This is a genomic window from Christensenella sp., from assembly GCF_034927525.1.
Classification (GTDB): domain Bacteria; phylum Bacillota; class Clostridia; order Christensenellales; family Christensenellaceae; genus Christensenella.
The window spans coordinates 1-20479 of the sequence record NZ_JAYFPU010000083.1; the positions used below are offsets into that span (position 1 = coordinate 1).

Genomic DNA, 20479 nt, shown 5'->3' on the forward strand with positions numbered 1-20479 from the left:
TTCCGGATTCTTCTTTTTCAGCGCACGCATCGTGTCCGCGGTATAGGTGTACCCTTTGCGCTTCGTCTCAATATCCAGTATCTTAAGACCGTCTTCCCCCGCGATGCACAGCTCCGTCATCTTAAGCCGCATTTGCGTAGAGGCAAGATCATCCGACTTGTGCGGCGGCGTGCCGCACGGCATCAGGTAAACGTCCTCCAATGCAAACTCCATCTTCACCTGCTGTGCCATATCCACATGACCATTGTGCGGCGGATTGAACGTCCCACCCAAAATCCCGACCTTCCGGTATGGATAATTGATCTTTGTGCGCCCCGCGCCTGCCAGATTTCCTGTGTACTCCATCTTTTATATCTCGATCTTTTTCTTATTCTTCGATTCGCGGTACAAAACAAACTTCCGTCCCAAAACAGATATCCCGTCCGCGCCAAGCGCTTCGCATAGTTTATCACAAGCCTCTCTTGCCGTAACGCCGCTGTTTTGCTGCACTGTGCATTTGATAAGCTCACGCGCTTCCAACGCGTCGTCCGCCTGCGTGATAATATTGTCCGTCACATCGTCCTTGCCGATATGCACGATAGGCTCTAGGTGCTGCGCCATACCGCGCAGCTTCGCCCGTTGTTTACTTGTCAACATACATTCCTCATTCCACGAAGTCAAACTCTTCGCCGTTTAATCTGATCGTGTCCCCATCCTTTGCACCCGCCTTCACAAGCTGCTTCAAAATTCCCATGTCACGCAGCAGCTTGTGGAAATGCCGCATAGAATCCGGCTCGTCCGGATTGATGCGCGAGAATATCTCCTCGATCAGCGACCCGTTTGCCTCAAGCACGCCGTCCTCTGCGCGTCCGATTTCTAGCGTCAACTCGCTGTCCTGCATCTGCCATTCTTCAAGCACGCCTTCTTCCTCGATCACCTGCTCCTCGGGCAGCGTCTTTAACACTTCCATCATAGCAGCCTTCAGCTCGTCCGTTCCCTGGTGTGTCGCCGCCGAAATCAGGAAGACCTGCTTGTCAGGATACGCTTCTATAAAACGTTTCAGGTTCTCGGCCGCCTCCGGCAAGTCCGCCTTATTTGCCACAACGATCTCCGGGCGGAGCGAAAGCGGCTGCGAATATTTTTTAAGTTCTTCACGTATCTTGGCATAATCGTCTAACGGGTCGCGTCCCTCGCTGCCCGCGATATCCAGTACATGCGCGATCATCCGCGTCCGCTCGATGTGCCGCAAAAACGCGTGTCCCAGCCCCGCGCCGTCGGACGCGCCCTCGATGAGCCCCGGGATATCCGCGATAATAAAGTCATAATCGTACGTTTTGACAACGCCCAGATTGGGCGTGAGCGTCGTAAAATGATAGTTTTCTATTTTCGGGCGCGCAGAGGTGATGCACGAAAGCAAGGTTGATTTTCCTACGTTAGGAAAACCGACCAACCCTACGTCCGCAATGGATTTGAGTTCCAGTACGATTTCGCGCTCCACGACTTTTTTGCCCGGCGTCGCAAAGCGCGGCGTCTGGCGCACAGAATTTGCAAAGCGCGCGTTGCCTTTGCCGCCTGCGCCGCCGCGCAGCACGGTCACACCTTCCGCCTCCCGGATATCCGCCGCAACGCGCCCTGTCTCCGCGTCGATGACGACAGGGCCCACCGGCACCTTGATGATCAGGTCGTCGCCCGTTTTTCCGCGCATATTTTTCTTTTTCCCGTTCTCGCCGGGTTGCGCCTTGTATTTTTTATGATACCGAAAGTCCATCAGTGTACGCATACCCGGGTCCGCCATAAAAACGACGTTGCCACCGTTGCCGCCGTCGCCGCCGTCAGGGCCGCCCGCATTGATATATTTTTCCCGCCGGAAAGAGACCGCGCCGTTACCGCCGTCGCCCGCTTTGATGAATATGGTTACCTTATCTACGATCATTTATTATTATATGGACACAGATCGGATATACAGCAGATATCGCAAAGCGGTTTTTGTGCCTTACATACCTTACGCCCATGCCAGATCAGCCAATGGTGCGCCTGTGACCAGTCCTCTTTCCTGATTATTTTTTTATCTTCTTCCTCAACCTTGTTCGGATCGTCGGAATGTGCAAAGCCAATGCGGTTAGACACCCGCTTCACGTGCGTATCCACCGGAAACGCTGGAAGGCCAAACGCAAACGCAAGCACCACGTTCGCCGTCTTCCTGCCCACCCCGGCAAGCGACGTCAGCTCCTCCTCCGTGTGCGGCACGACTCCGCCAAATTCTTCCATCAGCCGCTGTGCACACGCGATCAGGTTTTTCGCCTTGTTCTTATAAAGCCCGCATGTCTTGATGTAGCCCTCCAGCTCCGCAAGATCGGCCTGTGCCAGCTCTCTCGGCGACGGATACTTCTTAAAAAGCTCCTTTGTCACAATGTTCACGCGCACATCAGTACATTGCGCCGCCAGAATCGTCGCAACCAGAAGCTCATAAGGATTTTCGTAGTCGAGCGCAGACTCGGTATCCCCGTATTCTTTTCTCAATCGCTCAATGATCTCTTTATTTTTATCCATACTATTTATTTTAACACAAAAAAAATCTTTTTATCAATAAAACGCTGTTTTTGTTTTTATATCTTCTCTCTGGTACAATAAAAACAGCAAATTCCCATGATCCGGGAGTGATTCCCGCTATTTTGGCTGGAGCTTTATGTGACGCATTTGTAGAATACAGGTATCAGACAAATGTAAAGGAGAACCGAATATGGATAAAAAAACGATGGGTAGCTTTATCTGTGTACTGCGCAAAGCCAGCGGCATGACACAGCAGGAGCTTGCGGATCGTCTGCATGTATCCAATAAAACCGTGAGCCGCTGGGAACGCGACGAATCGTCTCCTGAACTTGCGCTCATCCCTGTGATCGCAGAACTGTTCAGTGTTACTACAGACGAATTGCTGCGCGGTCAAAAAAATCCGGCCGCGAATGACGAGACCTTTGCGCATGCGCAGCAGCAGATTTCCTATCTGATCAAAAATTCCGTATCCAAATACCGTATGCGTACGCTGCTCGCTGCATTCATTTCCGTAAGCGCGCTGATATCGATGGTGATTTTCGGATTTGGACTGCGTGCCCCTGTGGTCGGGATCGGCCTTGCCGTCGTGCTCATTGCCGCAAGCCTGATATTACAGGCAGACTGTCTCAGCACTTTGCGGCTCGCCCTCGGCGGGACTGAATCCGGCAGAAAAGACGTGAGTGTTTCCTTGTACCGTTCATGGCAGATGTTTTTCGTGGTCTGCTATCTGAATATTTTTGTCCTGTTTTGTGTCTTGCCCTTTATGACAGGATATCAGAGCATCGATTCCATCATGCCCCGCAATACCTGGTTGTTTTTCCTTCCTCTGTACTTGTTTTTTGCACTTGTCGTTTGCCTTGTCTTCTCCTTTTTTGTCCCAGTGATCATTTCCCATAAAGACGAGCTGGGAGATGCATACAAACACGCCGAGAAACGAAACGCGCGTCTGCGGCTCGTGTGTATCGGTATATGTGCCGCCGCGCTGATTGGGTGCGGCGCTTTGCAAACAAACCTGCACACAAGTATCAGCGACATCGCATCTGGCAAGACCTTTACATCGTTTGAGGATTTCAAAGAGTATGCAGAAATGCCTATTTCCGTTGATAGTGACGGGCGCAGGGTCGACGTCAATGACGAAGAGACCGGCGAGATCATAAGACACTACGAGGAGAGGGATAAGGATTTATGGCACGATACTTCTCTTACGGACGCAGCCGGTAAAGACTATCCGTTTACATGGCGTAACCAAGATGCCAGCCTATTCGATTACAACGAAGACCTGTCGCGCGTCACCGTATATTCCCGCGTCGACCAAATCGCGTACAATCATTATGTCGAGACAATCGAGTTATTGTTCTTGCTCGCATATATTGCCATCATCGCCGCAGCGGTCGTCCTATATTTAAAAAAGCGGATCCGGATCGGCGCAATACTGTAAAACAAAAAACAGGAAGCGTTTTCACGCCTCCTGTTTCTTTATTTACTCAATACGTCTTGTTTGTCATCATACTTTTGACGCTCACACCCCGAAGCTTTCCAAGCCGCCCGGTGATCGCCCCCAGCTGTTCTGTCGTGACCTCCACAACAAGCGAGATCACGTAGATATCCTTTTCCTTGTTGGGCACGCCCATGCGCGCATGGATACAGTCCGAATACTCAGTCAATATCCGGTTTACCTCACCGACGCTTTCACGGTGCTCTTCTATGATAACCGCAATGATACCTATCCTGTTCATAGCTCCCTTAAGTCTGGGCGATGCCCGTTTCCCTGAGCGTAGCGATAGCCTGCTGCAGCTGCGTATCCGTTTCAAACGTCAGCGCGCTCAGGTCTGCCGGTGGATCGACGGGTACATCCGGCGTAATGCCCGCGCCGTTGATCAGGTTGCCGTTAGGGGTATAATATACCGCTGTCGTCAGCTTCACGCCTCCGCCCGAATACGGCATATCCATGATGACCTGGATCACGCCCTTGCCATAGGTCTTGGAACCCACGACCTTGCCGCGCGCCCTGTCCTGTACCGCGCCCGCAAAAATCTCCGCGGCGCTGGCGCTGTTTGCGTCTGTCAATACAACGACCGGGATATCGAAATAATCCGCGTCCGCCGTCATCTCATCCTTTTGCTCGTTCTTATCGACAGAATAACCGAGAGACCCCTCCGGAATGATCAAATTGAGCATATCCGCAGCGTTCTTCACACTTCCGTCCATATTGCCGCGCACATCGATGATCACACCATCCGCGCCTTCATTTTTCAAAAATTCGATCGCGTTTTTGAATTCTTCCACACAATTCCCGTTGAACTCCGAAATCACGATCTGCGCGATGTTCCAGTCGTCGATGGAATCGAGCATCGCGTATGTCACGTATTGCGTTTCAAACGTCGCACGCGTAATAGGGATATCGAGCGGCTGTCCGCCGGACACCACCGTAAGCGTCAGATTGGAACCATTCGGCCCCCTGAGCATATTAAAAGCGCTTTCATAATCAAGCCCTGCCAGCGCAACGCCGTCGACCGCCACGATCACATCGTTTTCCTTGATCCCGGCCGACTCCGCCGGACTACCGGAATATACCCGCTCAACCTTTAGCTGTCCGCTCCCCTGATAAGGCCCCGCCGATACGCCGATGCCCGCTAAATCCGCTTCACTCTTGGCTTTATACTCCTTGTATTCATCCTCTGTATAGTAGACGGAATATGGATCGCCAAGCGCAGAGACCATCCCCTTTAGCGTACCGTTGAGCATCGGTTTTTCTTCCACCTGCTGATAGAAGTTCTCATTGATCAGCAGCTCCAGATCGCTGATCTCCATGTATTTTTTGAGATCGTCATAATTGCCCTTGCCGTCTACGCGAAGTTCATTGCCCCGCATCTGCGAGGTCTGGAAAAAATATACGAATAATCCTGTCACAAAGCTGGCTGTCACGGCGATTGCCGCACACATCACTATGATCTTCTTTTTATCCAAATACCTATACCCTCCGTCTTTTGCAAGCTAAATGCTCCCAATCAAACAACGCACCTTCCCGTCTTACCGGTCAGCTGTGCGCCCGTTTAAAATATTACAAAAAAATATTACAAAGTTGTTACAGCTAAATTATACCCATTCCCAAATCAAAAAGCAAGTTTTTGTTATTCCTATGCACAAAGATTCATTTTTTGTTCGTATTTGAAAGATAGTCGGCAAGCCGTCCCAAATCCTGCTCATACGTCGTTTTGAGCGGCGGATTATAAATAATGCTTGCCGGATGATACAGCGCAAACAGCGTATATGCCTGCCCCTTAACATGGACAGGCTGCGCCTGTCCGTGATACGCACCGATATTCGCGGAAAAATCGCCAAGCACCGCGCGCAGCGGTGTGTTTCCCAGCGTCACGATCGTCTGCGGAGCGATCATGCCGATCTCTTTTAGCAAAAAATCCGCCGCGATGGCGATCTCCTGCTTAGTGGGCGGCCTGTTGGATACCCGTCCCTTTTCGCTGATCTTATGCGGCCGGAACTTGCATACGTTCGTGATATAAATATCCTCGCGCGCAAGACCGATCACCTGCAAAAAACCATCTAGGTTCTTGCCCGCCTTACCGACAAACGGCCGTCCCAGCGCCACCTCGTCTTTGCCCGGCGCTTCGCCGATCAAAAGCAGCTTTGCCTGCCTGTTTCCGTCGCCGAACACAAGCGGCGTATCTTCATAAAAAGTATCGATCTCATGATATAATCTATCGAGCAATGTTAAGCTCTCCCAATCTCTTTTTCAACACCTGAAAATCCTGTTTCGCGCCCTCTACATAGTCCGGGTTATGCAGCATCGCCGCCGGATGGAAGGTAGGCATGATCGTAAAGTTCTTGACCTCGGTGCACATCCCGTGTTCCTTCATCATCTTCACATCACGCCCGAGTATCACCCCTGCCGCGATGCGCCCGAGGCACACAATAAATTTCGGTTTGATAAACGCTACCTGCGCGCGCAAATAATCCATACACGCAGCACGTTCATCCGGCTGCGGGTCACGGTTGTTCGGCGGGCGGCATTTGACCACATTGGCGATATACACATCCGCACGCTTTAGGCCGATCTCGTCGAGCATCTTATCAAGAAGCTGTCCGGCAGGCCCTACAAACGGCCGTCCGAGCTCATCCTCTCGCGCTCCCGGCCCTTCGCCGATAAACATGATATCCGCTTTGAGGTTTCCCTCGCCGAACACGACATGCTTGCGCTGCTCTGCCAGCCTGCATTTTTTACATTGCATCGCTGTTTCATATAGTGTCTTGAAATCATCATACATTGGGAAGCCTCCCCGTTACACTAAACAAGCGTCCGTCCCTCGAGCGCCTTTGCGAGCGTGATCTCGTCCGCATACTCAAGCTCCGCCCCAATGGGGATGCCGTGCGCAATACGCGTCACCTTCACGCCAAAGCCCTTTAGGAGCCTGCCGATATACGCTGCCGTTGCCTCGCCCTGCACGTCCGGATTGGTCGCCAGTATGATTTCCTTGACCTCGTCCGTCAGCCGCCCAAGAAGCGGTTTGATCGCGATATCGTCCGGGCCGATGCCCTCAAGCGGCGATATCGTGCCGCCCAGCACATGATAAAGCCCGCGGTATTCGTGCGTTTTTTCGATCGCAAACACATCGCGCGTATCCTTCACGACACAGATGATCGAGGGATCACGTTTCGCGTCCGCGCATATCTCGCATACCTCGCCCTCGGACAGATTACCGCACACCGCACAATATTTCACCTTGCGGCGCGCATCGTACATATCCACAGCAAACTGCTTCACTTCCGTCTCAGGCATTTTTAGTATATAGTATGCCAGCCTCTGCGCCGTTTTCGCGCCGATGCCCGGCAATTTACAAAACTGTGCTACCAGCTTTGAATACGCTTGCAAATTCATATCGCTTAGAGCAACCCTCCGAGATTCATCCCGCCGGTGATCTTGCCCATCTCGCTCTGCATCATTTCGTCCGCCTTTGCAAGCGCTTCGTTGACCGCCGCGATGACCAGGTCTTGCAGCATCTCCACATCATCCGGATCGACAGCTTCTTCCTTGATCTCAATGCTCTTAACCATCTTTTTCCCTGTCGCGACTACGCGCACCACACCGCCGCCCGCCGTCGCTTCCACCTCGCGCTCCTCAAGCTCCGCCTGCATTTCCTGCATCTTTGCCTGCATCTGCTGCGCCTGGCGCATCATATTCTGCATATTCATCCCGCCCGGGAATCCACCTTTTGCCATGATTCATTCCTCCATGATCGATTTATTTTATGATAACTTTATCTTTGCCAACCAGCTCTGCCAGTTGTTCCTGTATACTCTTTTCTTCCTTCTTTTGTTCCTTTTCATAAACGATATCCACCACCATCGGGTGTCCGAATATCTTTGCCGTGATATCGCTCATCTGCGCCGCATATTCTTCTTTTTTCAGCATATCCATCAGTGCGCCGTCCGCTTCGTCCGCGTAAAGGTCGAGAATGCTCCCGCGCACCACCATCCTTTTGATGGACGCCGTGACCGGTGCCAAAACAGGAAGTTCGCTCGCCACCAGCGTTTTAAACTGCTTGAGTGCAGCATCGTCTGATACGGCAATGGTTGCTTTTTCCTGCACTGCCTGTTCCTTTTGCTCCTCTGTCTCGATGGCATCGATCGCCGCAGACTGTGCTGCCGGTTTGCTCTCCGGCGGCTTTTCCACAGTTGGTTTTAAAGTAGGCGCTGTCTGCTTTACCACTGTATCAAGCCCGCCCTGCGCAATGCCTGCCGCGAGCTTTTCTACGCGTTGCTCAAGCTTCTTTACGCGCAGCTCCATGTCCTTGGTGTCCACATCCGTCGTATTGCTCGCCGCGCGCACCACCGCCGCGATCAGCACCGCGTCCGGCGTGCTTGCATAACGCAGCGTGTTCTGGTTGTAGATAAACACCTCCAGCACACGCAGCAGGTTCGCGCACTTGTACGCGTCCCCTACGTCGCGCGCAAGCCGTGCGGAAAGTTCCACCACGACGTCGCGCAGGATATTGTGCGGCTCCACGCCCGTTTGTATCATTTCATTTGCCGACAAAAGTGCCTGCTTCTGGTTTTCCTCCAAAATTGCGTCGCACAGCGCCTTTAGCTGCACACTGTCCGCCACGCCCATGGCGTCGTTCACATCCGCAAGCGTCAATTGTTCCTTGCCCGCGATACATTGATCCATGATCGAAAGCGCATCACGCATCGCGCCTTCCGCCGACTGCGCGATCATATCGATCGCTTCTTCTTCATAAGAAACACCTGTCTTGCCGGCAACCTCCTTTAAGCGCGCGACAATATCTTCGTCAGATATCCGCTTGAAGTCATACCGCTGACAGCGAGACAATATCGTCCCCGGAAGCTTCCTGAGCTCCGTCGTCGCAAGGATAAACACCGCGTGCGGTGGCGGCTCCTCCAGCGTTTTCAGCAGCGCATTGAACGCCCCCGGCGAGAGCATATGCACCTCGTCGATGATATATACCTTATACTTTCCAAGCGCTGGCAAAAGCGATACCTTTTCGCGGATGTCGCGTACGTTATCCACGCTATTGTTGGACGCTGCGTCGATCTCCACGATATCCACAAACGCATCGTCCTTCAGGCTCCTGCATACCTCGCATTTCCCACACGGATTCCCGTTTTGAGGGTCGAGGCAATTGAGTGCGTTCGCAAGGATCTTCGCCGTACTCGTTTTCCCCGTGCCCCGCGGGCCGTAAAATAAATACGCATGCGACTGCCGCCCTGACATGATCTGCTTTTTCAAAATATCTGTAATGTGCTGTTGTCCGTATACTTCGTCAAATGTGGACGGCCGGAACACCCGGTACAGCGTTTTATATGCCATAGATCGCTCTCCTGTTTTTTGTCTTTCTCATTATACCATAAAGGCGGTAAAAATCGGGAACTGAATTACCCTTTTAACCTGTTTTTGCGTTCCTCGATATAGCCGCTAAACGTCTCTAAATTACGGCTCACAATGAGCTCCTGTGGAAATTCCGCTTCCTTAAGCGCTTCCCTCACCATGTCAAATGCGCCTACCCGGTAACAGATATGCGCGTCCGAGGAAACCGTGATGCGCACGTCGTGCTTTTTGCACAGCGTAAGAAAATCTTTGCAGTTGGGCTCGCTGCCCTTACGGTATATAAACGAATGGTTGTTGAGCTCGATCAGCTTGCCCCGTTTCTTCACATCCTTTACAAGCGTTTCCCTGTCGATATCATAATGCGGATTGCCCGGATGCCCGATCACGTCGATATACTTGTTGGCGAGAGCGCCCAGCATAGCGTTCGTGTTCTGTTCCTTTGTCCCCGGTTCGATCACAATGTCGTGCATAGAAGCGATGCCAAAATCCGTAAACCGCATAAATTTGTCAGGAATATCGATGCCGCCCTCAAAATCAACGATGTTCGTTTCCGCACCGTTGAATACGCGTATCCCTTCCATCACATCGGGTGCTGCCGGCAATACCGTCACAATAAAATCAACCGCGCCGTTCCTAAGCGCCGGGCCGTGGTCTGTACAGCAGATCGCCTCCATCCCCAGTTCCTTTGCTAAAATCGCGTTTTCCCGTACCGTAGAATAAGCATGCCCGCTCGCGACCGTGTGCGTATGCGTATCCACCAAAAGTTCCATTTCCTACCTCCGCTAAATTTCAAAAAAATTTATTTAAATTAAATATTGTCTTCGTCATCCTGTTTCTCTTTGTCACGCTGCCAGAAAAACAGATATTGCTGTGCAATGCCCGCATATTCGCCAAATTTTTCTTTAGCAAATGCGTAGGCCTGCCTGTCGTTCCCTTCAAAGCCGTAATGCTCCTTTAGCACCCGCTTGATCCATACGTCCGCCGGAAACGCGTCCCGAAACCCCAGCGCAAACAACAAAATACAATCCGCAACCTTTGGCCCCACGCCGGGCAGCTTCACGAGCTCTTTTTTTGCATCCGGATAGCTTTTTGCACGCAACGTTTCTAAGTCAAAACCGCTCGCGACCATACGCGCCGCTTCTCTTATATACGGCGCACGATATCCGCTGCCGCATTCCTTAAGCGCCTGTTCATCCATCGCCGCCAGCTCCGCCGGTTTCGGAAACGCGTAATATGTCTTCCCCTCAAACAAAAACGGCTGTCCGCAACGATCGCATATCCGCCTTAAAATACCTTTGATACGCTTCAAATTGTTGTTAGCCGATACGATAAACGCGATCAGCGTTTCAAACGGCTGTTGGTTTAGCAACCGCAACCCGCAGCCATATTCGCGGCCTTTCCTGAGCGCTTCGTCCCCGCAGTCGCAAAAAAGCCCGTCATAATTCGTTTCAAGATCAAAGTAATTTTTCCAGATGCCGTTGTATTCGTCCGCCGACGAAGGAAACAGCGTGACCGTATCCCCGTTCTTTGTAACCCGCAGAAAACGGCCGTGCGCAACGCCTTCAAAGACCCCATGCGCCACTTCATCAAAACGGAACGTCTGTCCATTGTCAAAAATGTGCCGCGGTTCAAAACAAGTCATGCCTGTGAGTACCACCGCACCACTTAGAAAACTTACTTCCATGTGCTTTAGTATACCATAAACAGCCGCTCAAATACAGCGCGCAAAAAAAAGAACACGCATAAAATGCGTGCCCTTTTACTGTAAAATCCAATCAGTCAGATACATACGGCAGCAGCGCCATGATCCTTGCGCGCTTGATCGCGATCGCAAGCTCTCTCTGGTGCTTTGCACACGTTCCGGAAGCGCGTCTCGGCATAATTTTGCCACGCTCCGTGATAAACTTTCTCAGTTTTACAAGGTCTTTGTAATCTATCGATTCCACCTTATCCGCACAGAACATACAAACTTTCCTTCTCGGACGTCTTGCGCGCATAGGTCTTCTTGCTCTATCTTCACTCATGATAAGATACTCCTTTACTTAGAAATCAGAAAGGCAGTTCCGCATCGTCTAACGGCTGGAAATCAGAAAGCTCTTCCGCAAACAGATCATCTGCGTTAGCATTCTGCTGCGGGGGCTCGCTCGGCGGAACATACTCGCCCTGACCGCCTCCCTGGCCGTCGCGCCTGCTGCTCAAAAATTCAACTTCGTCCGCGATGATCTCGGTCACGTAGCGCCTCACACCGTTTGCATCGTCGTAGTTGCGCGTCTGGATCGTACCCACAACGCCAACCTTAGAACCCTTCGAACAGAACCGCGCCACGTTTTCCGCAAGTCCGCGCCAGCAAACCACCGGAATAAAATCCGCCTGCTGCTGTCCGTCCTGCGTTTTATACCTGCGCTGTACCGCCACTGTAAAGCTGGTGACGGATATACCGCTCGATGTCGTGCGCTGTTCAGGATCCCTTGTTAAATTTCCAACCAGAATCGCTTTGTTCATACTGGAACCATCCTTTTTTAATCGTTTTCAGGCATAAAAACATACCTGCGCCCATTTCCTATTTCGCGTCAAGATTGATAACCATAAAACGCAATACGTCGTCTGAAATCTTGTAGTTTCTTTCAAGCTCGGTCGGCAGTTCCGACTCGGCTTCAAAGTGCATCAGTACGTAGTAGCCGTCATTGATATAGTGTATCGGGTAAGCAAGACGTTTTTTGCCCCACTCGTCGATCTTTTCGACCGTACCGCCATTGTTCGTGACGATATCAGAAAATCTCTTTACGAGCGCGTCTTTCTTTTCCTCTTCCATATCCGGCTTCAAAATATACATTGATTCATACTTTGTCATCCGTAATTCACCTCCTCATGGACTAATGGCCCTGCTTTTTGTCCGCAGAGCAAGGACGCTACATCAAAATATTATATCTTACTCTTTATGAAAAAGTCAAGTGATTCTAGGAGCCTGCTCAAACGCCCCTTTTTCCGATCTCCCCAACCTTGCGCTCATATTCCTCCTGCGTGATCGCGCCTTCGTCCCGCAGCACAGTAAGCCGCCCTATCAAATACTTCGCTTGTTCGGTGGTGTTGTTGCGCAAAACTGTATCGCGCTCAAGACTTGCCATTTGGTTTGCCTGCGCCTGTTCTGCACTTAAGCGCTTCTTATACTTTATATAAGAGCCCAGCACAACGATCGCCGCAAGGACGATCCCGATAATAACGCCCGCCGTGCTCGCTTGCGCCTGCGCGACCATTTTTCTCGAAACCTCGTTGTCCACCTGTTCGATTTTCACGCTGCCCATGATTTCTTCCATCATCTGTTCATGTTCAGGCATAATGCTGCCGCCATTTTCACGCAGCACGAAATCCATATACTGTCCGTTTTTGACCGTCATATAATGAAGCTCGTCATACTCGATGCCGTCCACCTCAACAATGACGTGATAGGAAATATAGAGCGCGTCGTCTGTCGACACCTTTTTAACGTCCGCGACCTCTCCGCCGGTCCACTCCGCATAATCCGCGCTTTTGAAATACTCTACCTGCTGATCGACATATTCCGGCGAATCCCGCAGGTCTTCTATCAGGATCTGATTGAAATTTGCCGTCGCCACAGATGGAACACTATCTTCTTCGTCCCGCGTCATACTGATCATGAATTCATTCTCGCCGTCCATCTCCAGCGCATCCAGATAGATGTCCTGTTCTTCGAACGAATCGCGTACGGCCTCCGCGTCCAGTCCATACCAGTCATAAAGCGTGTCCTGTACCTGTGCATCGTCAAGTGTCTCGTCCGTCAGCACAAGGTATCCATCAGGAAGCATGACCGTCAGATTCAATTCCGGCAGGCTGTATTCTTTGCTTTGCGCGAACGCCGTTCCCGCACATAGTACGATCAATAAAGCCGCCGCGACCGCCGCTATCATTTTTTTCATATCCGACCTCCTAAAGCGCAAGCAGCAGCTTTCTTTTAATTTCCTTGAATGCTTCGTCCGACAAATCTCCTTCGTCGTGCTGTTTTTTTGCCTCACGCAGGTCGGCAAACACCTTTTCCTGTCTAGCGTCAAGCCCCGTGACAGCAGCAGGCATCGCCTCTCCCTCATAATGCGGGATCGCGTTCGCTTTGATATGAAAGTCATATATATAAGCGACCCGGCGCGACATCAGCAAATAAGCGATCAGCAGAGATTCCACGGTCATTTGTATCGCCAAAATCGCACCGCCCTGCACGATCGCATTATTAACGATCGTCAGCGCCACGCATGCAATATACAGAAAAACAAAAGGTTTCTTTTTCAGGAAATAAAAAACCAGCGTCACCGCGCCCAGACAAGTGATCAACACAAGCATGATATCCGTTCCGTAGAAATAATACATGCCCTGTGCTTTATTCGCCGACATCGCCGCCAGCCCTACGATGTTTACAACAAGGCCGACAATGATCCTAAAGCCGATGAAAGCGAGCCATCCGCCTATCTTTGTTTTGTCCGGTACCGATTGTGGTGTTAGCATTTGTCCTGGCATAAAAACCTCCTATACAAGCTGCTCTTTCAGCAGCGCAATACTTTTTTCAAGCCGGCTGAGTGTTTCGTGTTTGCCCAGCAAATACGCGATCTCGATCGCGCCGCCCGGCGTGACCGCCACACCGGAGATCGCCACGCGCAGCGGATACAGAAGCTGTCCGTTTTTGATGCCCAGTTTTTCAACCAGCTCCATCATCGCGTCATGTATCGCCGTTTCATTAAATTCCGACAGATCGCGCAGCACAGGATAAGCCGCCTCGATATTGACAAGCGCGCTCTGCGGCGTGACCTTCATTTTCTTATGGTTGTAAAGGTCGATGTCATACTCCGGCATCTCGGTAAGGAACGCGACCTTTCCGGGGATATCCGTAAACACCTCAAGCCGCGGCTGGATCAGACGCGTCAAAAGCGGCAAGTCGAATTTATCCGGATCGATGGCCTGCTCAAAATACGGCATCGCCGTCTTGATGAATTCTTCCTCAGAAAGCGCACGGATATATTCCGCGTTCATCCACGTAAGCTTTTCCACGTCAAAGATCGCCGGGCTCTTGCTGATGCCCGACACATCAAAAACGTCGATCAGCTCTCCCAGCGTAAAAATCTCTTGATTGTCAGAAGGGCTCCAGCCAAGAAGCGCAATGTAATTGAGGATCGCAGGGGACAGGAATCCCTTGGCAATAAAATCCTCATACGACGCATCGCCGTGCCGCTTGCTTAGCTTGGCGTGCTTGTCGCGCATCACCGGCGGCAAATGAATATATTCCGGCACGCTCCACTCGAGTGCCTCGTACAGTAAATTATATTTGGGGGTAGAGGAAAGATATTCGATCCCGCGAATCACATGCGTGATACCCATCAGGTGGTCGTCCACCACGTTCGCCAGATTGTACGTCGGGTATCCGTCCGATTTCAAGAGGATATTGTCTTCCATATCGCTGTTTGGCACGGTGATGTCGCCATATACCATGTCGCTGTACGTCGTCTCTCCCTCCACGGGGATGTTCTGGCGGATGACGTAGGGCACGCCCGCGTCAAGATTCTTTTGTATCTCCTCGGGCGATAAGGAAAGGCAGTGTTTGTCGTACTTAAACTGTTCGCCCTTCGCTTCGCACTGTGTGCGAAGGTCGCCAAGGCGTTCTTTGGTGCAAAAGCAATAATACGCCGCTCCGCGCTCAACGAGCGCCTGCGCGTACTCGCGGTAAATGTCCTTGCGCTCAGACTGGATATACGGGCCATATTCGCCCCCCACATCCGGACCTTCGTCGTACACGAGCCCCGTATCCTTAAGCGTGCGGTAAATGATCTCGCTTGCCTGATCGACAAGCCGTTCCCTGTCTGTGTCCTCGATGCGCAGGATAAACTTCCCGCCGTGTTTTTTCGCAAACAAAAATGCGTAAAGCGCCGTCCTCAGGCCGCCAATGTGTAGGTATCCCGTCGGGCTGGGCGCAAATCTCGTTCTAACTTCCATGATCAATTTCCTTTCAATACCTGTTTGGCAAAGCTGTCCTTCAAGCTTACGATCTGGTTGAACACCAGCTTATTATCCGTGCTGTCTGTCGGGTCGATGGCAAAATATCCCTGCCGCATAAACTGGAACCGGTCGCCCTTTTGCGCCGACAAGATGTGTGGCTCTACAAGCACATGGTCAAGCACCACCATTGAATTTTCATTCGTCACGTACGTGCCATCCTCCTGCTCCAAAAACAGGTGGTCAAACAGCCGCACCTGCGCCCTGACAGCTGTGTCGGCGTCCACCCAGTGCAGCGTGCCTTTGACCTTTTTGCCACTGTTCTCACCGCCGGATTTCGTCGACGGGTCATAGCTGCAAACGACCTCCACCACATTTCCGTCCGCATCCTTAACGGCGCGTTCGCATTTGATGATGTATGCGTTTTTTAGCCGCACCTCGCCTCCCACGTACAGGCGGAAATATTTGTTGTTCGGCTTTTCTTCCATAAAGTCGTCCTGCTCGATATACAGGTGCTTAGAAAACGGCACCTCATGCCTGCTTTCTCCCCCCGGCAGATCCTCAGCCGTAAGCATTTCCGTCTCATTGTCCGGATAATTTTCGATCGTCAGCTTAAGCGGACGCAGCACCGCCATCACACGCGGCGCATGTGCGTTAAGGTCCTCGCGCACGCAGTGCTCCAAAAGACGCACATCCACCTCAGACACTGCCTTTGCCACGCCGATACGCTCACAAAAATCGCGGATCGCCTCCGGTGTGTATCCTCTGCGGCGCACGCCGGAAAGCGTAGGCATACGCGGGTCGTCCCAGCCGGAAACCACGCCATCATCCACTAGCTTTTTTAAATACCGCTTGCTCATCACCGTGTTTGTAAGGTTCAGGCGCGCAAACTCGTACTGGTGCGGTACGTTTTCACAGTCGCAATTTTTGACAAACCAGTCATAGAGCGGCCTGTGGTCTTCAAATTCCATCGTACAAACCGAATGCGTGATGCCCTCAAACGCATCTTCTAACGGGTGCGCAAAATCATACATCGGATAGATGACCCACTTGTCCCCCGTGCGGTGGTGCGCTGATTTCACAATGCGGTAGATCGCCGGATCGCGCATGTTGAGGTTGGGGGAGGCCATGTCGATCTTTGCACGCAGTATCTTTTCCCCGTCCGCAAACTCTCCCGCTTTCATCCGTGTGAAAAGGTCTAGGTTTTCTTCCACACTGCGGTCGCGGTACGGGCTTTCCTTGCCCGGCTCCGTAAGCGTCCCGCGGTATTCGCGCATCTGCTCGGCGCTCAGGTCGTCCACAAACGCCAGTCCCTTTTTGATGAGCGTCTGTGCACAAGCATACATATACTCAAAATAATCCGAGCCGTAGACTTCCTTGTCCCAAGAAAATCCCAGCCATTCGATATCCTTTTTGATCGCGTCAACATACGCAGCGTCTTCCTTTAAGGGATTGGTATCGTCAAAACGCAGGTTGCATTTCCCGTTATATTCCTCCGCCAGCCCGAAATTCAGGCAGATCGCCTTTGCGTGACCCAAATGCAGATATCCGTTCGGCTCGGGCGGGAACCGCGTCACAACTTCGGCTACAACACCCTTTTTTAGATCGCTTTCAATGATTTCTTCAATAAAATTTTTTGATTCGCTTTCTGCCATTTCCTGCTCCTATCAATCCAAATAAATAATACACATATTATATCATAACTATTTGTGGTATGTCTCGTGGTTTAGTATCTTGAACGCGCGAAACACCTGCTCTAACAGTACAATACGGAACAGCCTGTGCGGCATCGTCATTTCTGATACAGACAGCCTTAAGTCCGCACGTTTTTTCACCTCGTCAGAAAGCCCCAGCGACCCGCCGATCACAAAGCTTATGGTGCTGCTCCCGCCCGTCATAAGCGTATCCAGCTTTTGCGCGAACGCTTCTGAGCTAAGCTGCTTTGCCCGCACATCGCACGCGATCACATATCCCTCACATTTTGCAAGGATGCGTCTGCCCTCCGCTTCCCTGACCGCCGTCTCCGCCTTTTCCCCTTTGACGTTGGTCAGCGGTTCGTCCGGCAGCTCGTCTATCACGACATCACAAAAACGCGCAAGCATTTTTGTATATTCCGCCTGCGCTTTTGTATAAAAGTCTTCCTTTAGTTTTCCGATACAAATGACCTTGATCTTGATGACGGTATCTCCTTCTTATTCGCTCGCTTGTGCACTTGGCGATTCCGCCGCATCCGACGGTTCGCTCGATTTCAGCGGCGCATCCGCCAGCTCAACGAATACCGTGATCTTACGTTCCTCCGTAGCGTCGTCCGCAAGCGCAACATGCACCGTGATATCGTTATATCCTTCCTTCAGTTCATACGTTTTCAGTTCCTTAGATATCTCCTCGCCATTCACGATCTTCGTGCCGCGCAGCTTGACTTCTTTGCCAATATTGTCGCTTGTGAGAGTAATGCTCGACTGCTCCATCATATCGACAGTCGATCCGTCCGGCAGCTCAAGCTCGAGCGCAGTCAGCCCGTCTTCTGCCGCAGGCGCACACGCGCACAACCCCATCGCCATCACGGCTACAAGTACCACTGCAATTGCAATTTTCGTTCTTTTTACCATATACCCTCCACACTGTTTATATCGCGGTATAAACGCCCGTCACGCCTTCGCGTTTCGCCATTCCCACCGCAACATGCTTACCGATCACAATATTGTTTTGCTGTAGAAAGCTGCACACCGTTTCATATGCAAGCTCATAGAAATTGTTTTTTTCCGAAAGGTGCCCGAGCAGTATCCCGCGCACGCCGGAGGCAACCAGCTTGTACGCCGTTGTCGCCGCGTCGTCGTTGGAAAGGTGCCCGCTGCCCGACAAAATGCGCCGTTTCAGATAATACGGATACGGCCCGCACTTGAGCATTTCCACATCATGGTTGGATTCCAAAAGTACGATGGAAGACCCCGCGACCTGCTTTAGTATTTTTTCTGTCACGTGCCCCAAGTCCGTCATCACACTGACCTTTTTCCCCTGTGCCGTGATGCTGTAGCCAAACGGCCGTACCGCGTCATGCGATATCTCGTAAGGCTGGATGCACAGCTCCTTCACATAAAAATCCTTCTCATCGATGATCCTTATGTTCTTCGTGTTCACCCCACCGATACGCGTTTCCATCTGCTGCCACGTTTCCTCGTTTGCATATACGGGAATATCGTATTTGCGGGAGATCACGCCCACACCGCCGATATGGTCGCTGTGCTCATGCGTCACCAAAATACCGTCGATGTCCTCCATATGCGCACCCGCCTTCTTAAGCTCCGCCGATATCTTCGTGCACGAATACCCCGCGTCCACCAGAACTTTGGACTGCTCGGTTCCGATATAGATACAGTTTCCCTTGGAGCCACTGAAAAGCGGTGCGATCTCAAGTCCCATATATTGTGCCTTTCCTTATTTCCAATACACTTTATTGTATACCCATCTTCCTTTTTTTTCAACGTGTTTGTTTGCATTCTACTCTTTTTTTGATATCTGCATTTTGTCTATACAATATTTTTCTTTTTTATAGTATACTAGTAAAGGACATTATTTGTCCCATCATTATTACGATTGATCGGGGAAATGGCTTATGTCGATATCGTTTACAGAATTTCTTTCTCAAATGGGTACAAACCCCGCTTTTTTGGTTACTGTGATCCTTACGCTCGCTGTCATCTTAGTCAACGGATGGACTGACGCCCCCAACGCGATCGCGACCTGCGTTTCCACACGGGCGCTAAAGCCCAAACCCGCGATCCTGATGGCGGCTGTTTTTAATTTTCTGGGCGTATTCGTCATGACCATGATCAACGCCACCGTTGCCTATACCATCTATAGCATGGTCGATTTCGGCGGAGACCCGCACGAATCCATCGTCGCTTTGTGCGCGGCTATGGTCGCCATCGTCACATGGGCTACCGTCGCGTGGCGCTTTGGTATCCCCACCAGCGAGAGCCACGCGCTCAGTGCAGGGCTTTCGGGTGCGGCCATTGCGATGCACGGCGGTCTCGGCGGCATCAACGGCGCGGAATGGGTCAAGGTGCTTTACGGCCTTGCGCTTTCCACAGGCCTCGGTTTTGGCCTCGGCTGGGCTTCCGGTAAGCTCACTGCCCGCATTTGCAAATACAAAGACCACCGGAAAACAACAAGATTTTTCCGCGGCGGTCAGATCGGCGGCGCTGCCGCCATGTCCTTTATGCACGGCGCACAGGACGGCCAGAAATTTATGGGCGTATTCCTGCTCGGCCTGTTCCTTGCGCAAGGACAGGCCAACGTTACCTCCTTCGAAATCCCCATTTGGCTGATGATTTTGTGCTCCGTCGTCATGGCGCTCGGCACTTCCATCGGCGGCTACCGCATCATCAAAGCGGTGGGTATGGATATGGTTCACTTAAAAGGCTATCAGGGCTTCGATGCGGATGTGTCCGCGACGACATGCCTGCTCGTTTCTTCCCTGACGGGTCTGCCCGTCAGTACCACACACACCAAAACGACCGCCATCATGGGAGTAGGCGCCGCGCGCCGTATGTCTTCCGTCAACTGGGGCGTGGTCAAGGATATGTTCATGGCCTGGATATTGACTTTTCCCGGCTGTGGTATCATCGGCTTTTTGATGGCATTATTATTTATGGCGATCTTCTGATCAAAGAAAGGATTTGATTACAATGGCACGAAAACGTTCTTATAATTATTATGATGGGTTTGTAAACCTGGTCAATAATTCCTGTATGGCTGCGTCACAGTTAAACGATACGCTGCGCTGCTTTGATCCCAATACGGTCGAAGACGTCATGAACTCCATCCACGAAATAGAGCATTCCGCAGACAGCGCGAAGCATGAAATGATGCAGGTACTGCTTCACGAATTCCTTCCGCCCATAGAGCGCGAGGATGTCAGCGCGCTTGCACAGGATATCGACGATGTAACGGACGCCGTAGAAGACGTGATCGTCAAGATCTATACGTTCAACATCCAGTCGATCCGTCCGGAAGCGCTCGAATTTATGGATATCATCGTGTCCTGCTGCGATATGCTCAAAAAAGCGATGCAGGAATTTTCGAATTTCAAAAAAT

General features: G+C 51.5%; 26 protein-coding genes. 3 read left to right on the plus strand and 23 right to left on the minus strand.

Translation table 11 applies throughout. The features are described from left to right. The 4 genes from VB081_RS03065 to nth form a co-directional block, all read right to left on the minus strand. The coding region (locus VB081_RS03065; protein WP_323399378.1) for a nicotinate-nicotinamide nucleotide adenylyltransferase at positions 1-345 on the minus strand (345 nt) is incomplete at its 3' end. 3 nt (positions 346-348) lie between these two features. After that, on the minus strand, positions 349-636 hold the full coding sequence (gene yhbY / locus VB081_RS03070; RefSeq protein WP_323399379.1) for a ribosome assembly RNA-binding protein YhbY: 288 nt from the start codon (positions 634-636) through the stop codon (positions 349-351). A gap of 7 nt (positions 637-643) precedes the next feature. Then, on the minus strand, positions 644-1912 hold the full coding sequence (gene obgE, locus VB081_RS03075; RefSeq protein WP_323399380.1) for a GTPase ObgE: 1269 nt from the start codon (positions 1910-1912) through the stop codon (positions 644-646). After that, positions 1909-2529: an endonuclease III gene (nth, locus tag VB081_RS03080; RefSeq protein WP_323399381.1), complete on the minus strand. Its 621-nt coding sequence runs from the start codon at positions 2527-2529 to the stop codon at positions 1909-1911. The genes obgE and nth overlap by 4 nt, the downstream gene beginning before the upstream one ends. 190 nt (positions 2530-2719) lie before the next feature. Here nth and VB081_RS03085 point away from each other — a divergent pair, with 190 nt between their 5' ends. Then, positions 2720-3967: a helix-turn-helix domain-containing protein gene (locus tag VB081_RS03085; RefSeq protein ID WP_323399382.1), complete on the plus strand. Its 1248-nt coding sequence runs from the start codon at positions 2720-2722 to the stop codon at positions 3965-3967. A gap of 46 nt (positions 3968-4013) precedes the next feature. On the opposite strand, the gene VB081_RS03090 is transcribed toward VB081_RS03085, so the two are convergent. From VB081_RS03090 to VB081_RS03180, 19 genes are all read right to left on the minus strand, one after another. Continuing rightward, positions 4014-4265 (minus strand): TM1266 family iron-only hydrogenase system putative regulator, encoded by a 252-nt coding sequence (locus VB081_RS03090; protein ID WP_323399383.1) that lies wholly within the window; start codon positions 4263-4265, stop codon positions 4014-4016. Between the two features lie 7 nt (positions 4266-4272). Beyond that, positions 4273-5496 carry a S41 family peptidase gene (locus VB081_RS03095; protein WP_323399384.1) on the minus strand — a complete coding sequence of 408 codons (1224 nt, stop codon included), beginning with the start codon at positions 5494-5496 and terminating at the stop codon, positions 4273-4275. Between the two features lie 184 nt (positions 5497-5680). Next, on the minus strand, positions 5681-6256 hold the full coding sequence (locus VB081_RS03100) for a uracil-DNA glycosylase (RefSeq protein WP_323399385.1): 576 nt from the start codon (positions 6254-6256) through the stop codon (positions 5681-5683). Beyond that, on the minus strand, positions 6246-6812 hold the full coding sequence (locus VB081_RS03105; protein WP_323399386.1) for a uracil-DNA glycosylase: 567 nt from the start codon (positions 6810-6812) through the stop codon (positions 6246-6248). Before VB081_RS03105 ends, VB081_RS03100 begins: the two co-directional genes overlap by 11 nt. Positions 6813-6832: 20 nt before the next feature. Continuing rightward, positions 6833-7423 (minus strand): recombination mediator RecR, encoded by a 591-nt coding sequence (recR, locus tag VB081_RS03110; protein WP_323399387.1) that lies wholly within the window; start codon positions 7421-7423, stop codon positions 6833-6835. 5 nt (positions 7424-7428) lie between these two features. Next, on the minus strand, positions 7429-7764 hold the full coding sequence (locus tag VB081_RS03115) for a YbaB/EbfC family nucleoid-associated protein (RefSeq protein WP_323399388.1): 336 nt from the start codon (positions 7762-7764) through the stop codon (positions 7429-7431). A gap of 22 nt (positions 7765-7786) precedes the next feature. Continuing rightward, positions 7787-9373, minus strand: a complete 1587-nt coding sequence (gene dnaX, locus VB081_RS03120; protein WP_323399389.1) for a DNA polymerase III subunit gamma/tau — start codon at positions 9371-9373, stop codon at positions 7787-7789. A gap of 65 nt (positions 9374-9438) precedes the next feature. Beyond that, entirely contained in the window at positions 9439-10161 is a 723-nt protein-coding gene (locus VB081_RS03125) for a phosphatase (RefSeq protein ID WP_323399390.1), read from the minus strand. Between the two features lie 38 nt (positions 10162-10199). Beyond that, positions 10200-11075: a DNA-3-methyladenine glycosylase family protein gene (locus tag VB081_RS03130; RefSeq protein WP_323399391.1), complete on the minus strand. Its 876-nt coding sequence runs from the start codon at positions 11073-11075 to the stop codon at positions 10200-10202. Positions 11076-11166: 91 nt separating this feature from the next. Further along, positions 11167-11415, minus strand: coding sequence for a 30S ribosomal protein S18 (rpsR, locus tag VB081_RS03135; RefSeq protein ID WP_323399392.1), 249 nt, complete (start codon positions 11413-11415; stop codon positions 11167-11169). Positions 11416-11440: 25 nt separating this feature from the next. Then, positions 11441-11893: a single-stranded DNA-binding protein gene (locus VB081_RS03140; RefSeq protein ID WP_323399393.1), complete on the minus strand. Its 453-nt coding sequence runs from the start codon at positions 11891-11893 to the stop codon at positions 11441-11443. Positions 11894-11951: 58 nt separating this feature from the next. Then, positions 11952-12242: a 30S ribosomal protein S6 gene (gene rpsF, locus VB081_RS03145; RefSeq protein WP_323399394.1), complete on the minus strand. Its 291-nt coding sequence runs from the start codon at positions 12240-12242 to the stop codon at positions 11952-11954. 118 nt (positions 12243-12360) lie between these two features. Next, positions 12361-13326, minus strand: a complete 966-nt coding sequence (locus tag VB081_RS03150) for a hypothetical protein (RefSeq protein WP_323399395.1) — start codon at positions 13324-13326, stop codon at positions 12361-12363. A 10-nt stretch (positions 13327-13336) separates the two neighbouring features. Beyond that, positions 13337-13915 carry a hypothetical protein gene (locus VB081_RS03155; protein WP_323399396.1) on the minus strand — a complete coding sequence of 193 codons (579 nt, stop codon included), beginning with the start codon at positions 13913-13915 and terminating at the stop codon, positions 13337-13339. A 9-nt stretch (positions 13916-13924) separates the two neighbouring features. Further along, positions 13925-15382, minus strand: a complete 1458-nt coding sequence (gene gltX / locus VB081_RS03160; RefSeq protein ID WP_323399397.1) for a glutamate--tRNA ligase — start codon at positions 15380-15382, stop codon at positions 13925-13927. A gap of 2 nt (positions 15383-15384) precedes the next feature. After that, a complete protein-coding gene (locus VB081_RS03165) occupies positions 15385-17037 on the minus strand; it encodes a glutamine--tRNA ligase/YqeY domain fusion protein (RefSeq protein WP_323399398.1) in 1653 nt (550 codons plus the stop codon). A 48-nt stretch (positions 17038-17085) separates the two neighbouring features. After that, on the minus strand, positions 17086-17559 hold the full coding sequence (gene rlmH / locus VB081_RS03170; RefSeq protein ID WP_323399403.1) for a 23S rRNA (pseudouridine(1915)-N(3))-methyltransferase RlmH: 474 nt from the start codon (positions 17557-17559) through the stop codon (positions 17086-17088). Positions 17560-17574: 15 nt separating this feature from the next. After that, a complete protein-coding gene (locus VB081_RS03175; protein ID WP_323399399.1) occupies positions 17575-17991 on the minus strand; it encodes a hypothetical protein in 417 nt (138 codons plus the stop codon). A gap of 16 nt (positions 17992-18007) precedes the next feature. Next, positions 18008-18802 (minus strand): MBL fold metallo-hydrolase, encoded by a 795-nt coding sequence (locus VB081_RS03180; protein ID WP_323399400.1) that lies wholly within the window; start codon positions 18800-18802, stop codon positions 18008-18010. A gap of 193 nt (positions 18803-18995) precedes the next feature. Between VB081_RS03180 and VB081_RS03185 the strand changes: the two genes are divergently transcribed. Both VB081_RS03185 and VB081_RS03190 read left to right on the plus strand, forming a co-directional pair. Continuing rightward, positions 18996-20048, plus strand: a complete 1053-nt coding sequence (locus tag VB081_RS03185) for an inorganic phosphate transporter (protein ID WP_323399401.1) — start codon at positions 18996-18998, stop codon at positions 20046-20048. Positions 20049-20070: 22 nt separating this feature from the next. Beyond that, on the plus strand, positions 20071-20479 hold a 409-nt coding region (locus tag VB081_RS03190), incomplete at its 3' end, for a DUF47 domain-containing protein (RefSeq protein WP_323399402.1).

Bases quoted from the DNA above. Each gene is read 5' to 3' on its own strand.
- dnaX (WP_323399389.1), bottom strand. From the start codon at position 9,373: ATGGCATATAAAACGCTGTACCGGGTGTTCCGGCCGTCCACATTTGAC.
- VB081_RS03140 (WP_323399393.1), bottom strand. From the start codon at position 11,893: ATGAACAAAGCGATTCTGGTTGGAAATTTAACAAGGGATCCTGAACAG.
- nth (WP_323399381.1), bottom strand. From the start codon at position 2,529: ATGGATAAAAATAAAGAGATCATTGAGCGATTGAGAAAAGAATACGGG.
- rpsF (WP_323399394.1), bottom strand. From the start codon at position 12,242: ATGACAAAGTATGAATCAATGTATATTTTGAAGCCGGATATGGAAGAG.
- VB081_RS03150 (WP_323399395.1), bottom strand. From the start codon at position 13,326: ATGAAAAAAATGATAGCGGCGGTCGCGGCGGCTTTATTGATCGTACTA.
- gltX (WP_323399397.1), bottom strand. From the start codon at position 15,382: ATGGAAGTTAGAACGAGATTTGCGCCCAGCCCGACGGGATACCTACAC.
- VB081_RS03155 (WP_323399396.1), bottom strand. From the start codon at position 13,915: ATGCCAGGACAAATGCTAACACCACAATCGGTACCGGACAAAACAAAG.
- VB081_RS03085 (WP_323399382.1), top strand. From the start codon at position 2,720: ATGGATAAAAAAACGATGGGTAGCTTTATCTGTGTACTGCGCAAAGCC.
- VB081_RS03165 (WP_323399398.1), bottom strand. From the start codon at position 17,037: ATGGCAGAAAGCGAATCAAAAAATTTTATTGAAGAAATCATTGAAAGC.
- recR (WP_323399387.1), bottom strand. From the start codon at position 7,423: ATGAATTTGCAAGCGTATTCAAAGCTGGTAGCACAGTTTTGTAAATTG.
- obgE (WP_323399380.1), bottom strand. From the start codon at position 1,912: ATGATCGTAGATAAGGTAACCATATTCATCAAAGCGGGCGACGGCGGT.
- yhbY (WP_323399379.1), bottom strand. From the start codon at position 636: ATGTTGACAAGTAAACAACGGGCGAAGCTGCGCGGTATGGCGCAGCAC.
- VB081_RS03130 (WP_323399391.1), bottom strand. From the start codon at position 11,075: ATGGAAGTAAGTTTTCTAAGTGGTGCGGTGGTACTCACAGGCATGACT.
- VB081_RS03125 (WP_323399390.1), bottom strand. From the start codon at position 10,161: ATGGAACTTTTGGTGGATACGCATACGCACACGGTCGCGAGCGGGCAT.
- VB081_RS03115 (WP_323399388.1), bottom strand. From the start codon at position 7,764: ATGGCAAAAGGTGGATTCCCGGGCGGGATGAATATGCAGAATATGATG.
- VB081_RS03180 (WP_323399400.1), bottom strand. From the start codon at position 18,802: ATGGGACTTGAGATCGCACCGCTTTTCAGTGGCTCCAAGGGAAACTGT.
- VB081_RS03175 (WP_323399399.1), bottom strand. From the start codon at position 17,991: ATGGTAAAAAGAACGAAAATTGCAATTGCAGTGGTACTTGTAGCCGTG.
- VB081_RS03105 (WP_323399386.1), bottom strand. From the start codon at position 6,812: ATGTATGATGATTTCAAGACACTATATGAAACAGCGATGCAATGTAAA.
- rpsR (WP_323399392.1), bottom strand. From the start codon at position 11,415: ATGAGTGAAGATAGAGCAAGAAGACCTATGCGCGCAAGACGTCCGAGA.
- VB081_RS03090 (WP_323399383.1), bottom strand. From the start codon at position 4,265: ATGAACAGGATAGGTATCATTGCGGTTATCATAGAAGAGCACCGTGAA.
- VB081_RS03185 (WP_323399401.1), top strand. From the start codon at position 18,996: ATGTCGATATCGTTTACAGAATTTCTTTCTCAAATGGGTACAAACCCC.